This window comes from Ruegeria sp. CE8, from assembly GCF_056537465.1.
Window position 1 is genome coordinate 118,450 of the sequence record NZ_JBQFRP010000009.1, and the last position, 18,919, is coordinate 137,368.

At 57.8% G+C, this 18,919-nt stretch carries 17 protein-coding genes; 9 read left to right on the top strand and 8 right to left on the bottom strand.

Annotated features, from left to right (window positions below):
* The first annotated feature begins 56 nt into the window (after nt 1-56).
* The 8 genes from hslO (at nt 57) to ACR0AA_RS15380 (ending at nt 9,279) form a co-directional block, all read left to right on the top strand.
* On the top strand, nt 57-1,034 hold the full coding sequence (gene hslO, locus ACR0AA_RS15345; protein WP_480665320.1) for an Hsp33 family molecular chaperone HslO: 978 nt from the start codon (nt 57-59) through the stop codon (nt 1,032-1,034).
* A complete protein-coding gene (locus tag ACR0AA_RS15350; RefSeq protein WP_480756366.1) occupies nt 1,018-1,623 on the top strand; it encodes a CoA pyrophosphatase in 606 nt (201 codons plus the stop codon). Before hslO ends, ACR0AA_RS15350 begins: the two co-directional genes overlap by 17 nt.
* Nucleotides 1,620-2,774 (top strand): CCA tRNA nucleotidyltransferase, encoded by a 1,155-nt coding sequence (locus ACR0AA_RS15355; protein ID WP_480665318.1) that lies wholly within the window; start codon nt 1,620-1,622, stop codon nt 2,772-2,774. Before ACR0AA_RS15350 ends, ACR0AA_RS15355 begins: the two co-directional genes overlap by 4 nt.
* A 191-nt stretch (nt 2,775-2,965) precedes the next feature.
* Nucleotides 2,966-4,804, top strand: a complete 1,839-nt coding sequence (locus ACR0AA_RS15360; RefSeq protein WP_480756367.1) for an ABC transporter ATP-binding protein — start codon at nt 2,966-2,968, stop codon at nt 4,802-4,804.
* A complete protein-coding gene (locus ACR0AA_RS15365) occupies nt 4,801-6,633 on the top strand; it encodes an ABC transporter ATP-binding protein (protein ID WP_480756368.1) in 1,833 nt (610 codons plus the stop codon). Before ACR0AA_RS15360 ends, ACR0AA_RS15365 begins: the two co-directional genes overlap by 4 nt.
* Nucleotides 6,634-6,672: 39 nt before the next feature.
* Entirely contained in the window at nt 6,673-7,902 is a 1,230-nt protein-coding gene (locus ACR0AA_RS15370; RefSeq protein WP_480756369.1) for a class I SAM-dependent RNA methyltransferase, read from the top strand.
* Between the two features lie 15 nt (nt 7,903-7,917).
* The gene (locus ACR0AA_RS15375; protein ID WP_480665314.1) at nt 7,918-8,703 is read left to right on the top strand and encodes an ion transporter; all 786 of its coding nucleotides are present in this window, start codon (nt 7,918-7,920) and stop codon (nt 8,701-8,703) included.
* A gap of 57 nt (nt 8,704-8,760) precedes the next feature.
* Nucleotides 8,761-9,279, top strand: coding sequence for a L,D-transpeptidase family protein (locus tag ACR0AA_RS15380; RefSeq protein WP_480665313.1), 519 nt, complete (start codon nt 8,761-8,763; stop codon nt 9,277-9,279).
* Here ACR0AA_RS15380 and ACR0AA_RS15385 read toward each other — a convergent pair.
* From ACR0AA_RS15385 to cysQ, 7 genes are all read right to left on the bottom strand, one after another.
* Entirely contained in the window at nt 9,263-10,708 is a 1,446-nt protein-coding gene (locus ACR0AA_RS15385) for a nodulation protein NodH (protein WP_480665312.1), read from the bottom strand. The genes ACR0AA_RS15380 and ACR0AA_RS15385 overlap by 17 nt on opposite strands.
* Before the next feature lie 6 nt (nt 10,709-10,714).
* Nucleotides 10,715-12,415: a DUF5927 domain-containing protein gene (locus ACR0AA_RS15390; RefSeq protein WP_480756370.1), complete on the bottom strand. Its 1,701-nt coding sequence runs from the start codon at nt 12,413-12,415 to the stop codon at nt 10,715-10,717.
* Nucleotides 12,412-13,398 carry a glycosyltransferase family 2 protein gene (locus ACR0AA_RS15395; protein ID WP_480665310.1) on the bottom strand — a complete coding sequence of 329 codons (987 nt, stop codon included), beginning with the start codon at nt 13,396-13,398 and terminating at the stop codon, nt 12,412-12,414. The genes ACR0AA_RS15390 and ACR0AA_RS15395 overlap by 4 nt, the downstream gene beginning before the upstream one ends.
* 146 nt (nt 13,399-13,544) lie before the next feature.
* Nucleotides 13,545-14,603, bottom strand: coding sequence for a glycosyltransferase family 2 protein (locus ACR0AA_RS15400; RefSeq protein ID WP_480756371.1), 1,059 nt, complete (start codon nt 14,601-14,603; stop codon nt 13,545-13,547).
* A gap of 7 nt (nt 14,604-14,610) precedes the next feature.
* On the bottom strand, nt 14,611-15,594 hold the full coding sequence (gene galE, locus ACR0AA_RS15405; RefSeq protein WP_480665308.1) for a UDP-glucose 4-epimerase GalE: 984 nt from the start codon (nt 15,592-15,594) through the stop codon (nt 14,611-14,613).
* A 70-nt stretch (nt 15,595-15,664) separates the two neighbouring features.
* Nucleotides 15,665-16,465, bottom strand: a complete 801-nt coding sequence (locus ACR0AA_RS15410; RefSeq protein WP_480756372.1) for a 3-deoxy-manno-octulosonate cytidylyltransferase — start codon at nt 16,463-16,465, stop codon at nt 15,665-15,667.
* Nucleotides 16,465-17,262, bottom strand: coding sequence for a 3'(2'),5'-bisphosphate nucleotidase CysQ (cysQ, locus tag ACR0AA_RS15415; protein WP_480756373.1), 798 nt, complete (start codon nt 17,260-17,262; stop codon nt 16,465-16,467). Before cysQ ends, ACR0AA_RS15410 begins: the two co-directional genes overlap by 1 nt.
* 122 nt (nt 17,263-17,384) lie before the next feature.
* On the opposite strand from cysQ, the gene ACR0AA_RS15420 reads away from it, so the two are divergent.
* Nucleotides 17,385-18,206, top strand: a complete 822-nt coding sequence (locus tag ACR0AA_RS15420; RefSeq protein ID WP_480665305.1) for an ABC transporter permease — start codon at nt 17,385-17,387, stop codon at nt 18,204-18,206.
* Here the strand turns inward: ACR0AA_RS15420 and ACR0AA_RS15425 are convergent.
* On the bottom strand, nt 18,203-18,805 hold the full coding sequence (locus tag ACR0AA_RS15425; RefSeq protein ID WP_480756374.1) for an alpha-ketoglutarate-dependent dioxygenase AlkB family protein: 603 nt from the start codon (nt 18,803-18,805) through the stop codon (nt 18,203-18,205). The two genes, ACR0AA_RS15420 and ACR0AA_RS15425, sit on opposite strands and share 4 nt — an antisense overlap.
* Nucleotides 18,806-18,919: the final 114 nt, after the last annotated feature.

Sequence of the window (18,919 nt, forward strand, 5' to 3'; positions counted from 1 at the left end):
AATTGTTCGACCTATATGCTGGCGGTATGCCAACCTGTGGCGTGTAAGGAAACCCCATGTCTCTTGGAACAAAAATCGCGTGGGACGACACCGTCCTGCCCTTTCAACTGGATGTATCGGACATGCGTGGCCGCGTGGCCCGTCTGGATGGCGTGCTCGACGGCATCCTGAAACAACATGATTACCCCGAAAAGGTCGAGGCCTTGGTGGCCGAAATGGCCTTGCTGACCGCTTTGATCGGCCAGACCGTTGCGCTGCGTTGGAAGCTGTCGCTGCAGGTCCAGTCCAAGGGTGCCGTGCGTATGATCGCTACCGATTATTACGCCCCGCGGAAAGAGGGCGAGCCGGCGCGCATCCGCGCTTACGCCAGCTTTGACCGCGATCGCCTGTCCGACGGGGCACCGTTTGATCAAGTCGGTGAGGGGTATTTCGCAATCATGATCGATCAGGGTGAAGGTACGCAGCCTTATCAGGGGATTACCCCGTTGGCTGGTGGGTCGCTGAGCGCCTGCGCCGAGGCGTATTTTGCCCAGTCCGAACAGTTGCCGACCCGGTTCTCGCTCAGCTTCGGCAAGTCGACCGAGCCTGGCGTTGGCGAACACTGGCGCGCCGGTGGTGTCATGTTGCAGCATATGCCCAAAGCCTCGCCCTTTGTTGCGTCGGGTGAGGGCGAAGGCAAGATCCTGACTGCTGACGATCTGGTCGACGGTGAGGAAGGCGAGAACTGGGGCCGCGTCAACATCCTGTTGGACACGGTCGACGATCTGGAACTGATCGGTCCATCGATCGCGCCCACAGATCTGTTGATCCGGCTGTTTCACGAGGAACAGCCTCGGGTTTATGATGCGCAACCGGTGCAATTTGGGTGTACCTGTTCCGAGGATCGGGTGCGGCAAAGCTTGTCGATCTATTCGGCCAAGGACATTGAAAAGATGACCACGCCGGAAGGTGAGGTGACTGCCGATTGCCAATTCTGCGGCGCGCATTACGTGCTGGATCCCTCCACGGTCGGATTTGATGCCGACGGTGCCTGATCCGACAGATCAGCTGCGGGCGGCACTGCGCCGCCCCGGCGACGGGTCGAGCGATTTCGACCTGAACCCCGATACCGTTCTGCCCGAAGGGCGTAAACTGCGCCCCGCCGGAGTCCTGGTTCCAATCTCAGTTGTTGATGGCGCTCCGCGTTTGATCCTGACCAAGAGATCGTCGGCGCTAAAGCATCATCCCGGCCAGATCGCTTTTCCGGGCGGCAAGCAAGACGAAGGCGACGCAGACGTCACCGCCACCGCCCTGCGCGAAGCGCGCGAAGAAATCGGCCTGCCATCCGAACTGCCCGAAATTCTCGGACACCTACCCACGCATGAGACCGTGACGTCTTTCACCGTCACACCGGTGGTGGCGATCCTGCGTGAGTCTTTCCAATCCGTGCCCGAGCCCGGTGAAGTAGCCGAAGTATTTTCGGTTCCACTTGCACATGTGCTCAACCCTGCGAATTATATCGTTGAATCGCGCCGGTGGCGTGGACAGAGGCGGTATTATTTTACGGTACCTTACGGCCCCTATTATATCTGGGGCGCAACGGCCCGTATTCTGCGGGGATTGGCAGCACGGATCAGCGAATGACGCAAATCGAAGAAGACTGGGTAACAGAGCCCGCTACGCAACGGGTCTGTGCCGCCTTAACGGATTCTGGGTCGCAAGCCTTGTTTGTCGGAGGTTGCGTTCGCAACGCTCTGTTGGGTGCACCGGTCTCGGATATCGACATTGCCACCGACGCGAGGCCCGAAAAAGTGGTCGAACTGGCGCAAAGTGCGGGGCTCAAGGCGATCCCGACAGGAATTGACCATGGCACCATAACCGTGGTCAGCCAGGGTATCCCGCATGAGATCACCACATTTCGCCGTGATATAGAAACCGATGGCCGCCGCGCTGTCGTCGTCTTTTCCGACAGGGTCGAAGAGGACGCCGCCCGCCGCGATTTCACCATGAACGCGATTTACGCGCGGCCTGACGGCACCGTACTGGACCCTCTGAAAGGGTTGCCCGATTTGCAGGCGCGTCGTGTCCGGTTCATCGGAACCGCAGAGAACCGCATTCGCGAAGATTATTTGCGCTCACTACGCTATTTTCGGTTTCACGCCTGGTATGGCGATGCCGATGCCGGGTTTGATCCGGATGCCCTGGCGGCGATTGCTTCGAATCTTGATGGGCTGACGGACCTGTCCCGCGAACGGGTCGGGGCAGAGCTTCTGAAGCTGTTGGGTGCACCGGATCCGGCCCCCTCGGTTGCCGCAATGCGCAGTGCCGGCGTACTGGCACAGTTGTTACCGGGCGCAGATGATCGTTCACTGGCCCCGTTGGTCGCGCTGGAGCAGCAGGCCGGGGCAAAATCGGATGCCGTGCGCCGTCTGGCGGCAATTGCGACCCCTGAGATTGCAAAGACCCTGCGTCTGAGCCGCGCCCAGTTGCAACGCCTGACCCGCATGCGGGATGAAGCTTCAGGTACGGCCAGCATTGCCGAATTGGGCTTTCGCTATGGCGAAGAAGGCGGGCTGCACGAAACCCTATTGCGCTGCGCCTTTCTGGAGCAGCCCTGGACAGAGTCCATGAGGGATGACCTGAGCGCCGGCGCTGCTGCAACTTTTCCAATCAGTGCCGGTGATCTGATACCCGAATTTACCGGCCCCGCGCTGGGCAGGAAACTGGCCGAGCTTGAGGCACGCTGGATCGCCTCGGGCTTCACGTTGAGCCGCGAAGATCTGCTGGGCGGATAAAGGAAGTCTCAAAAGGGGATGACAAGTAAATTAGTTTATGGTTACTTGCCTCTGTCACATGAATGGAGGGATGCGAATGTATTACGGGATCTGGTTCGGCTAAAGCCGGGACACATTGACCCGTAAGGGTGGTGTTCTGGCGCCATCTTTCTTCGCATGACTTAATTTTCTGCTCAATCGGAGCACTCTCCATGTTTCGCTATTTCGAAAACCTCGTTGACCCATTTGTTGCCTATGACGAAACCGACACGCCGCCCACGCGGTTGTGGCCGTTCATGTTGGATTATTCCAAGCCGTTCTATTGGGTCTTCTTCTGGGCGGCGCTGATTTCCATCATCGTCGCAGCGGTCGAGGTCGGGCTTATCTACTATATGGGGCGTGTTGTTGACCTGTTGTCCGGCACACCCACCGAAGTCTGGCAGGACCACGGGACCGAGCTGATCCTGCTGGCACTGTTCGTGCTGTTTCTGCGCCCTTTGCTGCACGTCGTGGATGTGCTGCTGCTGAACAACACGATCCTGCCGAACTTTGGCACGCTGATCCGTTGGCGGGCGCATAAACACGTTCTGCGCCAATCCGTGGGTTGGTTCGAGAATGACTTTGCCGGCCGCATCGCCAACCGGATCATGCAGACCCCGCCAGCCGCGGGTGAGGCCGTGTTTCAGGTGTTTGATGCCATCTCTTTCTCGATTGCCTACCTGATTGGTGCTGCGATTTTACTGATGGCGGCTGATCCGCGTTTGCTTTTGCCTTTGCTGATCTGGTTTGCGCTCTATGCTGTTCTGGTTCGCTGGACGGTGAAAAGGGTCGGCCCGGCGTCTCAGGCGGCGTCGGACGCGCGTTCGGCTGTGACGGGTCGGGTGGTAGACAGCTATACCAACATTCATTCGGTCAAGATGTTCGCCCACGGCGCGCAGGAACTGGATTATGCGCGTGAAGCCATCGAGAATACACGCCGGACTTTCCAGATCGAGATGCGGATCTTCTCCATCATGGATGCGGTACTGGTCACTCTGAACGGATTGCTGATCGTCGGAGTGGTCGGCTGGGCCATCGCCTTGTGGATGCAGGGCAGTGCGTCCGTCGGCGTGGTTGCGGCGGCAACCGCTCTGACCCTGCGGCTGAACGCGATGACCGGTTGGATCATGTGGGCGCTGACCAGCTTCTTCCGCCAGCTTGGTGTTGTGGCCGAGGGGATGGAGACGATTGCGCAGCCCATCGACTTGCTGGATGCGCCGGAATCCAAGCCCTTGCAGCTGACCAAAGGTCAGATCGACATTCGCGATCTGTCACACCATTACGGACGCAAAACCGGTGGTCTGGATCACGTCAACCTGACCATTCATCCCGGTGAGAAGATTGGCCTGATCGGGCGGTCTGGCGCAGGTAAATCGACTCTGGTTAAGCTACTTTTGCGGTTTTACGACGTGGAACAGGGCGCGATCCTGATCGATGATCAGAACATCGCGAAAGTGACTCAGGACAGTCTGCGCAGCCATATCGGCATGGTTCAACAGGACAGCGCCTTGCTGCACCGCTCGGTGCGCGACAACATTCTGTACGGTCGACCCGAAGCCACGGAAGAGCAGATGATTGCAGCCGCCAGACAGGCCGAGGCGCATGAGTTCATCCTTGATCTGCAGGATCCGGAAGGGCGTACCGGCTATGATGCCCATGTGGGCGAACGCGGTGTGAAACTGTCCGGCGGTCAGCGGCAGCGGGTGACGCTGGCGCGGGTGATCCTGAAGGATGCGCCGATCTTGCTGTTGGACGAGGCGACATCCGCCCTAGATTCCGAGGTCGAAGCCTCAATTCAGGAAACTCTTTACGGCATGATGCAAGGTAAAACCGTGATCGCCATTGCCCACCGGCTCAGCACCATCGCGCAGATGGATCGTATTCTGGTCATGGATGGTGGCCGCATTGTCGAGCAGGGCGGACATTCCGAACTGCTGGCGCAAGGTGGGCTTTACGCCCAGTTCTGGGCGCGGCAATCTGGCGGCTTCCTGAACCCGGAGGCTGCGGAATGAAGGTTACCGACCTGATCAACCCGTTCAAGAACATCGAAACGCCCCCACCGCAAACACTGGGGGCGTTCATTCGCTGGTGCCTGTCGGGGGCCTGGCCGATGATTTTCGTCGCCGCATTCTTCTCGGCCATGGCAGGCGCGATGGAGGCCGGAACGGCATGGGTTCTGGGTTTGGTGATCGACATTGCGACGACAAGCGGGCCAAATGACTTTCTGACCGCTAGCAATGTTTGGATGATGCTTGGGGCCGTGGCTTTTTTCATGTTGCTGCGCCCGGTTTTGTTTGGCTTATCAGCCTATTCGAACGCCTATGTGGTTATGCCGAATATCACACCGCTGGTTCTGGCCAAACTGAACCGGTGGACGCTGGGCCAGTCGGTGACCTATTTCGACGACGATTTTGCAGGTCGCATCGCGCAAAAACAGATGCAAACGTCTAACGCGATGGCCTCGGTCGTGTCCGAAACGATCAGCGCGATCGTTTTCGCTCTTGCCTCGCTTGTGGGCTCTTTGCTTTTGTTAGGGTCTATTCATCCGCTGGTCATGTTGCCCTTTGCGGTTTGGCTGGCTGTGTATTTTCTTCTGATCCGCTGGTATTTGCCGCGCATCCGTAAACGGTCGGCCGCGCGGGCAGGCGCGCGCGCCATGGTCTCGGGGCAGGTCGTTGACACGATCACCAACATCAAGACTGTCAAGCTGTTTGCCCATTCCGACTTCGAGGATCAGGCCGCGCGAAATTCCATGGTGGATCTGCGCGACAAGATGCTTGCCTTCGGCAGCCTGTCGGCCAGCTTCCGTTTGATTCTGATGTTGCTGGCGGGCGTGCTGCCTGTTCTGTTGATCGGGGCGACCTTGTGGCTGTGGCAAGCCGGTGCTGCGACTGCGGGGGATATCGTGGCCGCAGGTGCCGTGTCGATCCGCATTGCGCAGATGACGGGCTGGGTCAGTTTCACGTTGATGGGTCTTTATGCCAATGTGGGTGAGATCGAAAACGGCATGAAAACGCTCGCCAAACGTGAACGGGTCGAAGATCAAGTCGGCGCAACGGAACTCACAGTTCCGGCCGGTCAGATCGATTTTGACCAGGTCAGTTTCGCCTATGGACGGGATGTCGGCGGCGTGTCGGACGTGAACATGACGGTTCATCCCGGCGAAAAGCTGGGCATTGTCGGCGCATCCGGGGCGGGCAAATCGACCTTGGTTTCGTTGCTTTTGCGTCTGTATGACGGCGAGAAGGGCGCAATTCTGATTGATGGGCAGGATGTGTCTAAGGTGACGCAGGACAGTCTGCGCCGCCAAATCGGCATGGTCACGCAGGAAACCGCGATGTTCAACCGCTCTGCGCGCGAGAACATCCTCTATGGTCGTCCCGACGCGACGGAAGAGGAAATGATCGAAGCCGCGCAAAAAGCCGAAGCGCATGAGTTCATCCTCAGCCTTCAGGACGCACAGGGCCGAACCGGGTATGACGCGCATTTGGGCGAGCGTGGCGTGAAGCTTAGCGGTGGACAGAGACAGCGGATTGCGCTGGCCCGCGCAATTCTCAAGGATGCGCCTATCTTGGTGTTGGACGAGGCGACTTCAGCACTGGATTCCGAGGTCGAAGCCTCGATCCAGACAGCGCTGCACCGTGTGATGCAGGGCAAGACGGTACTGGCGATTGCGCACCGCTTGTCGACGCTCAGCGAGATGGACCGGATCATCGTTCTGGATCAGGGGCGCATTGTCGAGGCCGGAGCCCATGAAGCGCTGCTCAAACAGGGTGGGCTGTATGCGCGCTTCTGGCACCGCCAATCGGGTGGGTTCATTCAGGCCGAAGCAGCAGAATAAGGGTTTTGTTGCACGCAAACCCCCGGTATCAGGCGCCCTATGACGCAAACCTATACCATTACCCGCCTTGGGCATCAGGGCGACGGGATCGCCGATGGTCCCGTATACGCGCCACGCACCCTGCCGGGTGAGGTGGTTACCGGCACGCTACTGGGGCAGTTTCTGAGCGATATTCGCGTTGAAACGCCGTCAGATCAGCGGGTCAAAGCGCCCTGTCGTCACTACAAGTCCTGCGGCGGATGCCAGTTGCAGCACGCCGCGGACGATTTCGTCGCAGACTGGAAGGTCGAAGTGGTGCGCACGGCACTGGCCGCGCAGGGGCTTGAGGCCGAAATGCGCCCGATTCATACGTCGCCGGAGCGGTCTCGGCGCAGGGCTACGATCGCTGTTCGGCGGACCAAGAAGGGTACGCTGGCCGGGTTCCATGGCCGTGCCTCGGACACGATCACCGAAATCCCCGATTGCCACCTGCTGGACCCCGCCCTGATTGCGGCCATTCCGGTGGCCGAAGCGCTGGCCGTCTTGGGTGGCAGTCGTAAAGGTGTGCTGGCCGTGACGCTGACGCTTTCCGAAGGTGGATTGGATGTGGCCGTCAAAGGCGGCAAACCACTGGATGGCCCACTGGAACTGGCATTGGCACAGGCGACCGAGAAGCACGGCCTCGCGCGGCTCAGCTGGGATGGGGAAGTGATCGCCATGCGCCAACCGCCGGTCCAGCGCTTTGGCGTGGCCGATGTCGTGCCGCCGCCCGGAGCGTTTCTGCAGGCGACAGAGGACGGAGAACAGGCTCTATTACAAGCGGTTTCAGAGGCAGTTGGAGTGTCCAAGCGCGTTATTGACCTGTTCGCGGGCAGTGGCACGTTCTCATTGCCCCTGGCCGAAAATGCCGAGATCCATGCCGTCGAAGGCGAAGCCGCGATGACGGAGGCGCTGGATCAGGGCTGGCGCAGAGCCCAAGGCCTCAAGCGGGTCACAACCGAGGCGCGCGATTTGTTCCGGCGTCCACTGATGCCCGATGAGCTGAAATCCTTTGATGCGGTGGTGATCGACCCGCCTCGTGCTGGGGCCGAGGCGCAGGTGGCCGAACTGGCGCAGGCATTACGCCCGGTGATTGCCTATGTGTCCTGCAACCCGGTCACGTTCGCCCGCGACGCAAAAACTCTGGTTAATGCGGGGTACACCCTTGAATGGGTACAAGTCGTTGACCAATTTCGATGGTCGTCACACACCGAACTTGCCGCTCGGTTCACTTTGAACCCAAAAACCTGACAGGAGACCACCCGAATGGTGATCGCCCAGCGCTTGCTACCCATTATCGAAGCCCCGATGTTCGGGAAATTCATCACCGGTGTGATCATGTTCAATGCGGTTCTGTTGGGTATGGAGACATCGCCGACGCTGATGGAAATCGCGGGTCCCGCTATTGTGTTTCTCGACAAGCTGTGTCTCGCCATCTTTGTAGCAGAAATCGCGATGAAGCTGATTGCCACCGGGCGCAGATTCTTCACTAGCGGGTGGAATGTTTTTGATTTTGTCATCGTCGGAGTCGCCCTTGTTCCCAGCGCCGGTGCGCTATCGGTTCTGCGGGCGTTACGAATCTTGCGGGTTTTGCGCGTCATCTCGGTGGCGCCGCGTCTGCGCCGCGTGGTCGAAGGATTCATCTCGGCCCTGCCGGGTATGGCCAGTGTGTTCTTACTGATGGCAATCCTGTTCTATATCGGTGCGGTGATCTCGACCAAACTGTTCTCGCAATCCTTTCCGGATTGGTTCGGCGATCTGGGATTGTCGGCCTATACGCTGTTCCAGATCATGACGCTGGAAAGCTGGTCGATGGGCATCGTACGCCCAGTGATGGAGATCTATCCCTACGCCTGGCTGTTCTTTGTCCCCTTTATCATGGTCACGACCTTTGCGGTTGTGAACCTTCTGGTGGGTCTGATCGTGAACTCCATGCAGGACGCGCATCACGCCGAGGATGAAGTCAGAACAGACGCCTATCGCGATGAGGTGTTGGAGCGGTTGGAGTCTATCGAGCGCCGCCTGCTTGAGCAGTCGCACATCAAAAAGTGATTTCAGTTTTCACGTTTTCTGGCATAATACCGAAAAAAAGAGCAGCAGGCAGTGAACATGGATCGTCGAGCATTCGGATTGGGCGCAATGGCAACGCTGAGCCTCTCAGCTTGTGCATCAGCAGGCCCCAGATTTCTGGCATATGATGGACCCGAGGTGACCTCTTTGGTCATCAACAAGGGCGCGCGGAAGCTTTATCTTCTGCACAACGAACATGTCCTTAAGGAGTACAAGGTTGATCTTGGATTTGCCCCGAATGGCACCAAGACCAAACGTGGCGACGGGCGCACGCCCGAGGGCAGTTACCTGATCGACCGGCGCAACCCCAACAGCCGCTATCACCTGTCGCTTGGGATTTCATACCCGAACTCTCAGGATATCGCGCAGGCCAAGGCGGCGGGTGTCGATCCCGGCGGTGACATTTTCATACACGGCCAACCCAAGAAACGGTCCGAGCGGAAGCGCGCGAAAAAGACCGCAGATTGGACTGCAGGCTGCATCGCCGTCAAAAACGACGAAATGGAAGAAATCTATGCGATGGTCAACAAAGGCACGCTGATCACTCTGCGTCCGTAAGCGGCTTCCAGTTTCCGAATCCGAATTGCATGTAGTCACGCTGGTACGCTTCAGCTGCCAGCGTTTCCAGTTTCTCGTCGTAGATGTCGCCCAATGTGAACGGGATGTCTGGCTCGCTGACGACCGGCTTTGGCGGCGCTTCGTGCCCCATCCGGCGGGCCAGATCGGGCAGGGCGGTAAAGCTCTCCTCTTCCCTCAGGATCAGATCGGGCAGGGCGAAGGTTGATATCCCCTCAAGTATCTGTGCCTGGCTGCACCAGGACCCATCCACACGCACGGAGGTTTGCATGGCAAGGTTCTGACGCAGGAAGGTCAGGAACGCGGAAAACGCCTCGTAATGCTGTTCCACAGGATAATTGCCCTGACGCAATTGCCCCGGAATCGGAATTTTCAGACGGTTACGCAGAAAGTTCCGAATTTTCAGGTAGGCGCCAGGCCCGGTGTTCAGGATATGCGCGCAAAACGCGTGGTGCGCGCGCGCCAATGGGTGTCGTAACACGGTGAATTTTCTGTGTCCCGAGTTGGACATTAACCACTGACGGGTCTGCTTTCTGTTCTGGTTGGTGATCAGGCCCTGGGCGTCGACCGCATCCAGCGCAGCCATCCAGCTTGTCACAGATTCTTCCAAGCCCCCGCGCACCGGAAGATACATGAGCGGAGTCTTTGGTGCGGCAACGTAATTCGCGACAACCGGACGACGGCGAGGTTCGAAATTCGGGGTACTGTGCAGATTGAAGCTGTCGATCTGAGACAGTGCCTGCTCCATCTCGTCCGGGTTCGTCACTTTCGACAAGGCCGGCTCCGGGTTCTGCGGCTTCAACGTGTCGTCAATCGCGGAAAGCCTGCCGGACACGCCCAGCCAAGAGGCCAGACCGTTCAAGATGTCCAATCGGGTCAGATCGTCATAGGCGATGAAAAAAGGCGACTGACCGCTTTTCTGCAAGCGCTGCGACAGAGTTAGATGGAACTCTTGCTGCCGGTTCAGGTACTTCACGAAATCTTCGGCATCGAACGCGACCTGTGCCTCGCGGCGGCGCTTTATGTTTTTCAATTGCCATTGCTTGGTTTCCCGCGCGATTTTGAGCGAGACGTAACTGTCCAGCGGGTTGCGGGTCAGAATGATCTTGGCGCAGCGCGGATCGTCCAAAGCAGGCTCTAACACGCGCGGATCGTGCCCCTGAAAGAAACGAAATCCGTTCAGCTCACCCGGTGCCTGACGGATCGCCTTCAGCAAGGCAGCGGGGTCGCGATCACGTTCATCCAGCGAGATGCCCAGCAAGGTATCGGATTTGAGCCGTCCGATGAAATGCGGGTTGAACGCCTCACCATGGCCGGTGACACCTTCGATTGCGTTCAGGTTCTCCTCAAGCAGGTTGGACCCGGTCCGCATGGCTGCAAGAATGATGAAATAGTCGAATTTAGGCGTCATAAAGGGTTACTGCACCAGATAGGGTTTTCGGTACGGTCGGACCCGGTTTGCAAACGCGTCATCCGTCGGAAAGTCACCCATGAGATAAGGGTGCATACCCTGGTTTTTGAGGTTTTGCAGGAACTGACCGAACCCGGATAGATCGACCATCTTGGGCGCTTCGGTCAGGTGGCTGTGGTGGGCTGTGCCGGTTTCTTCCGCGACGGTTAGCAATGGCTCGATCGGGGATTCGACGAAATCGGCCAAAGTCCATGTTCGAACACGCGCTTTGGTCCAGACGGACGATAAAATATCCAGCTGCTTTGTTTCGATCTGCTGAAGCCGGGCGGCCTCGGCCCTTATATCGGCGAAGTTCGTGTTCGACTGAAACAGCGGAATCGCCCAGGCTCCGGTAATGACCGAGATCTGCGCATTCTTGTCCCGTGCAAGAAACCAGTTGATCTCCTGCGTGTCTGCGGGGCCGAACTGAAAACACTGCTGCTCGCCTCGCGTGTTCCAGATCAGGTTCGAAATAAACGCGGTTGGATTATAGTCCCGGAGTTTTGCGCAATCGCTGAGGCCGCCATTGGTGACAGTTTCACCCCCGGCGAATTCGGCGCGCTCCGGGCCAAAAAGATGTCCATGAACACGCGTGCCCGTAACGTTTGCCAGCCAGTGTTCGAAATCTTCGAACAACTCAGTAAAACCCTGAAAAACCGAATACGTGGCAGATGTCAGACCGTTTTCGTTCCCGTGACGGGGAAAACGACTTTGCATATACAGACCATCGCGGCCGCGCGTTCGTCGCTCAACCGCTTTGGAAAAGACCCGGTCAATCTTGCTGGGGTTGGGTTCGGCAGGCTTCATAGCGCCGGCCTGGTCGGTCAGAAAGGCCTGATACAGGCGATCTGCTTGGGGCCAGACTTTACGGGCCACGAAACAGTCGGACCGGCGCAGCAACTGCAGGTGGTCGTCATAGAAGATATGCGGGCGACCCTGATAATCGAATTTCGACAGAGTCAGCGACCGGCTTTCGATATGGGTAGAGTATAGACGGGCCAGCGTCTGGAAATAGCTTTCATCGGGAATCCAGACTCGTCGGAAGTATCGATCATAAGTCTTGCGCCTTGGGTCCTGCAAGATGGCAGAAAGGGTTTGGCGGCTCAGGCACCACCACTGGCTGCCCATATGCGGCACCAGCCCTTCGGGAATGCGGCGGCGTATGCGCAAGGCGCGTTGCAGTTTCACATAGGCGTCGAACAGCTTGCGGTTCTTGCGCCACGAAAAAGGAAACCGCAGGGTAAACCGTTCCTGATCCAACCCGCCAATGGTCCAGCTGACATCGGCGGTTGTGGCGCTTTCGATGAAATCAACACGCGGCCGATCCAAGAGGTAGTTGATCAACTCATCCAGCGGTCGCAAAGGCAGGCAGGCGCCAGAAGACAGGAAAACATGGCGCACATCGGGAAAGGACTTAAGCATCAGCTCGGCCGCAGATTGTGAGGCCGCGACGATTCCCCAGCCGCCCCAGTCACAGACATGACGGTGCGAAAACCGGATCAGCGGATCATCCGAACATGCTGCCACGAATTCCGTGTACACCTTTTTCGACACTTTTTGATCCACGTGGATCACCACCGGACACCCCGAAGCCGTCCAATGGCGCGCGACCTGCCCGGCCCGGTTCAGCGCGGTATGGACCAGCATGACGACGCCCAGGCTGCTCATGCCCAGTTTCCTTTCGACATGAGGCCCAGAATTTCAAGCTGTCGCCAATTGATGTATGCCTCGGACTTGTCGCACCAAAACACCGGATTTTCCACGAGATGTTCCGCATAGGCGCGATACTCGCCCGAGCCGCGGTAGTGTTGCCTACGCTGCAATTCCTCGCTTGCCTTTTCGCTCAACGTGCTGATGAGCTTGGCGTGGAGCAGGGCACCGCTGGTCTTTTCGCCACCCCATTCATCATAAACTTGGTTCAACCCTCGCGGCAGAAGAGAATGGGTCGAACTGACATAGACATAGCGCCTGTCCCATTTCACCAAGGGGATCTTGTTCAATGCCGGTGCTTTGCGCGGAGTGTCCCTGAAAAACACCCGTGCACGCGGTCCGCCTTGAATCCAGAGGTTTCCGTAAGTTGGATTTTTGGTGATCGTGTAGTTGCCGGCATCAAACCAGTTGGCGATTTCGAATGGGTTCTGCCCCTCGGTATAGGTAGCGTCTGCAACGGGACCTTCGGGATACATGTCGATCAGCATCGCGCTGAAGCTGCGCACCGCGCACCCATCCAGCCAATCAGTCAATGCGCGGATAGGCCGTGTGTCGCAGAAGGGGTAGATAAAAAACTCGTCGGGATCGACGGTAAGGACCCAGTGACGGTGGGCATATTTGCGAAGCAGGTAGTTCGACCAGTCGACCCCAAAAGAGGCGCGCTTGTAGCTTGCATCGGCCCGCCAGACCGAGACATCGGGTTGATCCGCCAGATACTCAAGCGAGCCGTCGTCGCTTGCATTGTCGACAAACAGAAAATGATTGATACCCAGCTTGCGGTAGTAGTCCAGAAAATACGAGAGACGGATTTTCTCGTTCCGCATAACGCAGACCAACAGGACATCGCGGCGTTGTATTGCGTTGGTTTTCACGGAAACCGGTTTCAATTCGCGCCGTTTTCGCAGGCATCGAAGAACACGGCGCTTGCGCCGCAATCTCATCCGATATGAATCCAATAGGCCCACGCGACTGCCCAACCTTTTTACCTACGCGAGCATACCCGGTGTCTGAACAAGCCAGAGTGGTGCCGGATAATTGCCGTTTTATGCCATTTTTGCATCTTTCGAAGCAACGGCTTTAAATATAGTTAGTTCGAGTTGTGGTTTTCCCAGTTGATTTCGCCCATCAGGCCCAGCTGCTGCAATTGCCGCCAGTCCGTGTACTTTTCGGATTCCGGTGTCCACATGACCGGGCAATTGATGATTTCATCGTAGTACGCCGTGAATTGATCCGGGTCGTGAAAGTGCTGGCGCCGCTCTTTTTCCACCCTCGATTTTTCAATAACTTCGGGCAAAAATTTCGTATGTAGCAGAACGCCCGATGGTGACGGGTCGCCGGGGCCGCCATAGGCAGCGTTCAATCGGCGCGGCAATGCGGAATGGCATGAGTTAACATAGGCATAGCGCTTCGACCACCGGACCAGCGGGATCTTATTCAGCGTCGGGGAGTGGCGTGGGCTATCCGCAAAGAACATCCGCTCGCGGGCGCCTCCCTGCACCCAAAGGTTGCCCAAAGGGGCTTGCCGTTGCGTGCGGTAGGGGCCGGTATCGAACCAGCTTGCCACCGCGGTCGGGTTGGTCTCGGGGTCATAACTCTGAGAACCCAGTGGCCCTTTGGGATAAAGGTCCAGCATCAGCGCTCCGAATTCGACACGCCCCTGACTGTCCAGCCATTTGGTCAGATCGTGCAGGGATCGGGTATCATGGTCGGGGTAGATCAGCAGTTCGTCCGCATCCACCATCAGGGTCCAGTGGCCATGCCCGTAACGCATTTGCAGCCATGTCAGCCAATCCAGCCCATAGCGCGATGCACGGTAGCTGTCATGGGTCTGCCACAGAGACACGTCTGGTTGTTCTGCCAAATAGTCAACCGACCCGTCATCGCTGCCGTTATCAACAATCAGAAAGTGGTCGACCCCCAGCGCGCGATAGTGGCTGAAGTACCAGTGCAAGCGATCGACCTCGTTTCGCAGGGTGGTAAAAGCCAGAACGTCGCCGGGACCGGTTTCTGACGTGCGGTCGGCAAGACAAGACAGTTGATGGCGGCTGCGAAATGACCGCCACAACAACCGTCGCCGTTTCAGCCGTAACCGGTACTTTTGCACCCATCCAATGGGCGGAAGCGTATCTTCGCTGGTACCGGTCACGCAGATCTCATTTTTCGTAGTGACCGTTCTGATGCCAGCGCCATGCGTCGGCAATCATGGTCTCTAATGTTGACCTTTTTGGCGTCCAGCCCAGCTCTTGACCGGCGCGGACAGAACCAGAGACCAGCTTGGTGCAATCGCCTGCGCGACGTGGCCCGATCGAGTAGGGCACATCGCGGTTGGTGACTGCTTTGGAGTGGTTGATCACCTCCATCACCGAAAAACCGGACCCGGTGCCCAGGTTGAACACGCGGCTGCCCTTTTCCTGCTCCAGCCAGTTCAGCCCCAGCACATGGGCATCGATTAGATCGCAGACATGCACATAATCGCGGATGCAGGTCCCATCGGGCGTGTCATAGTCCGTGCCGAACACGGTTAGCCCGTCGCGCTTTCCGTCGATTGCGTCCAGCATCAGCGGCACAAGGTGTGTTTCCGGGCGGTGGAACTCACCCACGTCACCATCCGGGTCGGCGCCTGCAACGTTGAAGTACCGGAAAATCACATGGTTCAGCCCGTGTGACGCCTGAAAATCGCGCAGGATGTCTTCGATCGCGCGTTTTGAGGCGCCATATGCGTTCAGCGGCATCTGCGGCGTGTCCTCGTCCAACACGACATTGTCATGATCGCCATAGGTGGCGCAGGTGGAGGAAAAGACGAAATTTAGACACCCGGCGGCCACGGCGGCTTCGATCAGGTTCAGGGAACCGGTCACGTTGTTGGACCAGTATCTTCCGGGCTCGGACATTGCCTCGCCGACTTGGCTGAGGGCTGCAAAATGCATCACTGCTGCAGGTTCATACTTGGCAAAAACCTCGTCCAGCCGCGTCCGATCCAGCAGATCGCCTTGTTCGAACGGCCCGAATTTTACCGCGTCCTGCCAACCGGTGACAAGGTTGTCAAAGGTTACTGGCGTGTATCCGGCCTGGGACAATGTTTTACAAGCATGAGATCCGATGTACCCGGCGCCGCCGGTTACGAGAATGTTTGTCATATTGCTTTCCAAATTTCAGTACGGCGCCCAACTAGCCGCAGGCGCGATCGAAGTTCATGGGGAATATTGGTTAATCCAACCCCATCGCTGCCATCATCTCTTCCAGCTTCGGTACATCTTGAGGATTGTTCAACTCCCAGAACTGGCGACCTTTTGCCTCGACCTCTACGCACAAGACCTTGCGGCCGTTTTCCATGAACCGAAGCTGTTCCAGCCCTTCGAGCTGCTCGAGCGGTCCAACGGGCCATGTGGGGTAGGCGGCAAGAGCATCGGGGCGATAGGCGTATACGCCGACATGGTGAAACACAGGCGTCGCCTCATCACCCACAAAGGCCTGATTGGTGAAGGGGACAACCTCTTTCGAGAAGTACATTGCACTGTGGTCGGCCGCGAATACGGCCGTGGTGCCGCCGACGCGCCCATGTTTGCGGTCATTCAGCAAGCTGTTCAACGCGTCGCCGTCGCAGCGCAGAACAGGCGTGGCCACTCCGGCTTCGGGGGCTGCGCGCAGCCCTGCGATCAGGTCCTCGACAAACCAGTGCGGTGTCAGCGGCGCGTCGCCCTGCAGGTTCACGACAATCTCATAACCCGTGCCCAGAACTTCGTGTGCTTCGGCGCAGCGCTCTGTGCCATTGCCGCAGGCTTCGGATGTCATCACGACCTCTGCGCCGAATCCCTCGGATACTTCGCGGATGCGGTCGTCATCCGTGGCGACAACAACCCGGTCAACGCCGGATACGGAACAAGCCGCGCGCCATGAGCGTTCGATCAGGGTCATGGCGTTGCCATTCGCCCCGGTCAGCGGAACCAGTGGTTTGCCAGGATAGCGGGTCGAAGCGTATCGGGCGGGGATGGCAATCAGTACGGACATCAGGCCTCCTTCAAGTCTACGCCCGGAGCGTAGGCGATAAAGAACGGGTTTGCATAGCCGTCCTTGCCGTAGGTCAGCGGCGTGTGGTCATCAAAACGCACAACTCTGCCGCCCGCGCCCGCCAGAACGGCGTGTCCCGCAGCCGTGTCCCATTCCATGGTGCGCCCGACGCGGGGATAGAGGTCCGCCTCCCCGGTTGCGACCAGGCAGAATTTCAGGGAAGAGCCCGCGCTCTTGCTGTCCTGCACCTGGTACTTGTTGATGTAATCCTCGGTCGCCTGATCCCGGTGCGATTTCGACGCGACGATCAAAAGCGCCGAATTGTCCGGTTTAGACACTGATATGGGGGTCACATCCCCAGCATGTGCCTTGTCCAGTGCGCCTGTTTCCTCGACCGATTGTCCATCGGCCTGCGTATAGAACATGCGCCCTTTTGCAGGGGCGTATACGACCCCGCGGGTCGGGACGCCATTTTCGACCAGCGCGATGTTCACCGTGAAATCGCCGCGCCGGTTGATGAACTCTTTGGTACCATCCAGAGGGTCGACGATCAGGAATGTATCACCCTTCTCAGAGTGCGACGCCGCCTGCTCTTCGGTCACCAGCAGGATGTCGGGGAATGCCTCGCGCAGACCGGCCGAGATCAGTGCATCTGCGGCTTCGTCGGCTTCGGTCACGGGGCTGGCGTCGGATTTGACTTTGATGTCGAAGTCATCCGCTTGGTAAATCTGCATGATCGTGTCCCCGGCCTCAAGCGCCAGACGTCTGATTACGGGAATAAGGGCGTCATAGGTCACAAAAATGCTCCGTTCCTGTGGTTTGTTGATCGAAATCCCTGACGGCCTTATGATGTGCCGGTTACGGAACGGCAAGAATTTCGTGGCAGTTTGCAGGTAATTCAGCAGGAAAGAGTGCGCCGGTGTTTTATTTTAAACGAAATCAGACGCTTTTAGGTGGCGCATTTACCTTTTCTGAGCTGGTGTTCCACGCCGTTGTCCGTGGTATTCGATCTGGGCATTCCAATGCCGTGCTGGCGATCGTTATGAACATCATTCAGATCCTCGCACTTGTGACGGTATTTTATCTGATCATGTCGATGCTGGGAACGCGGATCGCCAAAATCCGGGGTGAGTTCATCCTGTTTCTGCTGACCGGCGTCTTTCTGTTCATGACACATATCAAATCGGTCGGTTCGGTCGGTGGTGTCGGCACCGGGAACAACCCAATGATGCTGCACTCGCCCATGAACATGATGGTGTCGCTTCTATCGACCGCATTCGGCACGCTATACACACAGGTCGTATCCATACTTGTGATTCTGTTCGGATACAGTGTTGCCGTTGCGCCGTTGGAGATCCAGGATCCAGGCGGCGCGTTCTACATGCTGATCCTGGCTTGGTTTACGGGCTGCGCCGTCGGCGTTATTTTCATGGCAATCAAGCCATGGTTTCCCAGTACTTCCTCTATTCTCAGCACCGTTTACAGACGCCTGAACATGATCTTCTCGGGTAAAATGGTTGTCGCGAACGCGCTGGGTGGATTCATGCTGAGTTTTTTCGCTTGGAACCCGTTGTTTCACGTGATCGACCAGTGCCGCGGTTTTGTCTTTCGAAACTATTTCCCGCGCAACACCAGTTGGGAATATGCGATCTGGGTCGGTGTGGCGCTGTTGATGATCGGTCTTTTGGGCATTTTCTACACCCGGCAACATGTTTCGGCCAGTTGGGGCGCGCGCCGTTAACTGGCCACGCGCAGGGTCAGGTTGATCCGTCCGCCTTTTGGCAGCAGTTTTGAAGACCCGAACCGGATACGGTCCACGCCATGATAAGTCAGGCGGGCAGGGCCGCCCATAACCACGATGTCCCCTGAGTTCAGCCAAATGGATTCCGTCTTGCCGCCGCGGGACGTGTTACCGATGCGGAAAAGCGCGTCGTCGCCCAGTGATATCGACAGCACCGGCCACGAAAAGTCGGCTTCGTCCTTGTCCTGATGCAGGCCCATTCGCGCGCCTTCGCCGTAGTAATTGATCAGACAGCAATCGGGAGCCTGCTCGGTGCTGGCCAGATCGCGCCAGATATCCAGAATGGGATCCGGGATCGAGGGCCACGCCATCCCCTTTGGATGTTGTGCCTGGTACCGGTACCCGGCTTTGTCGGTAACCCAGCCAAGTGGTCCCGCCGACGTCATACGCACCGACATTTCCTTGCCGGATGGCGTCACGGGACGGAACAAAGGGGCGGATCTCAGAATCGGGCGCAAGGTCTCGATCAGTTGCGCTTGTGCCGCAACGTCCAGATAGGCTTTTCTGATATCAAAACCGCGCAAGAGCAGCCGCGTCATACAAGATTCCCCAATCCTTGCCAAAACCTTGCCAAAAAAGGCCACAGATTCCCGAAAACCTGCCTTTTACACCGCTTGCAGGCTTTTCGTCTCGCCCTTATATACGCCGGGACG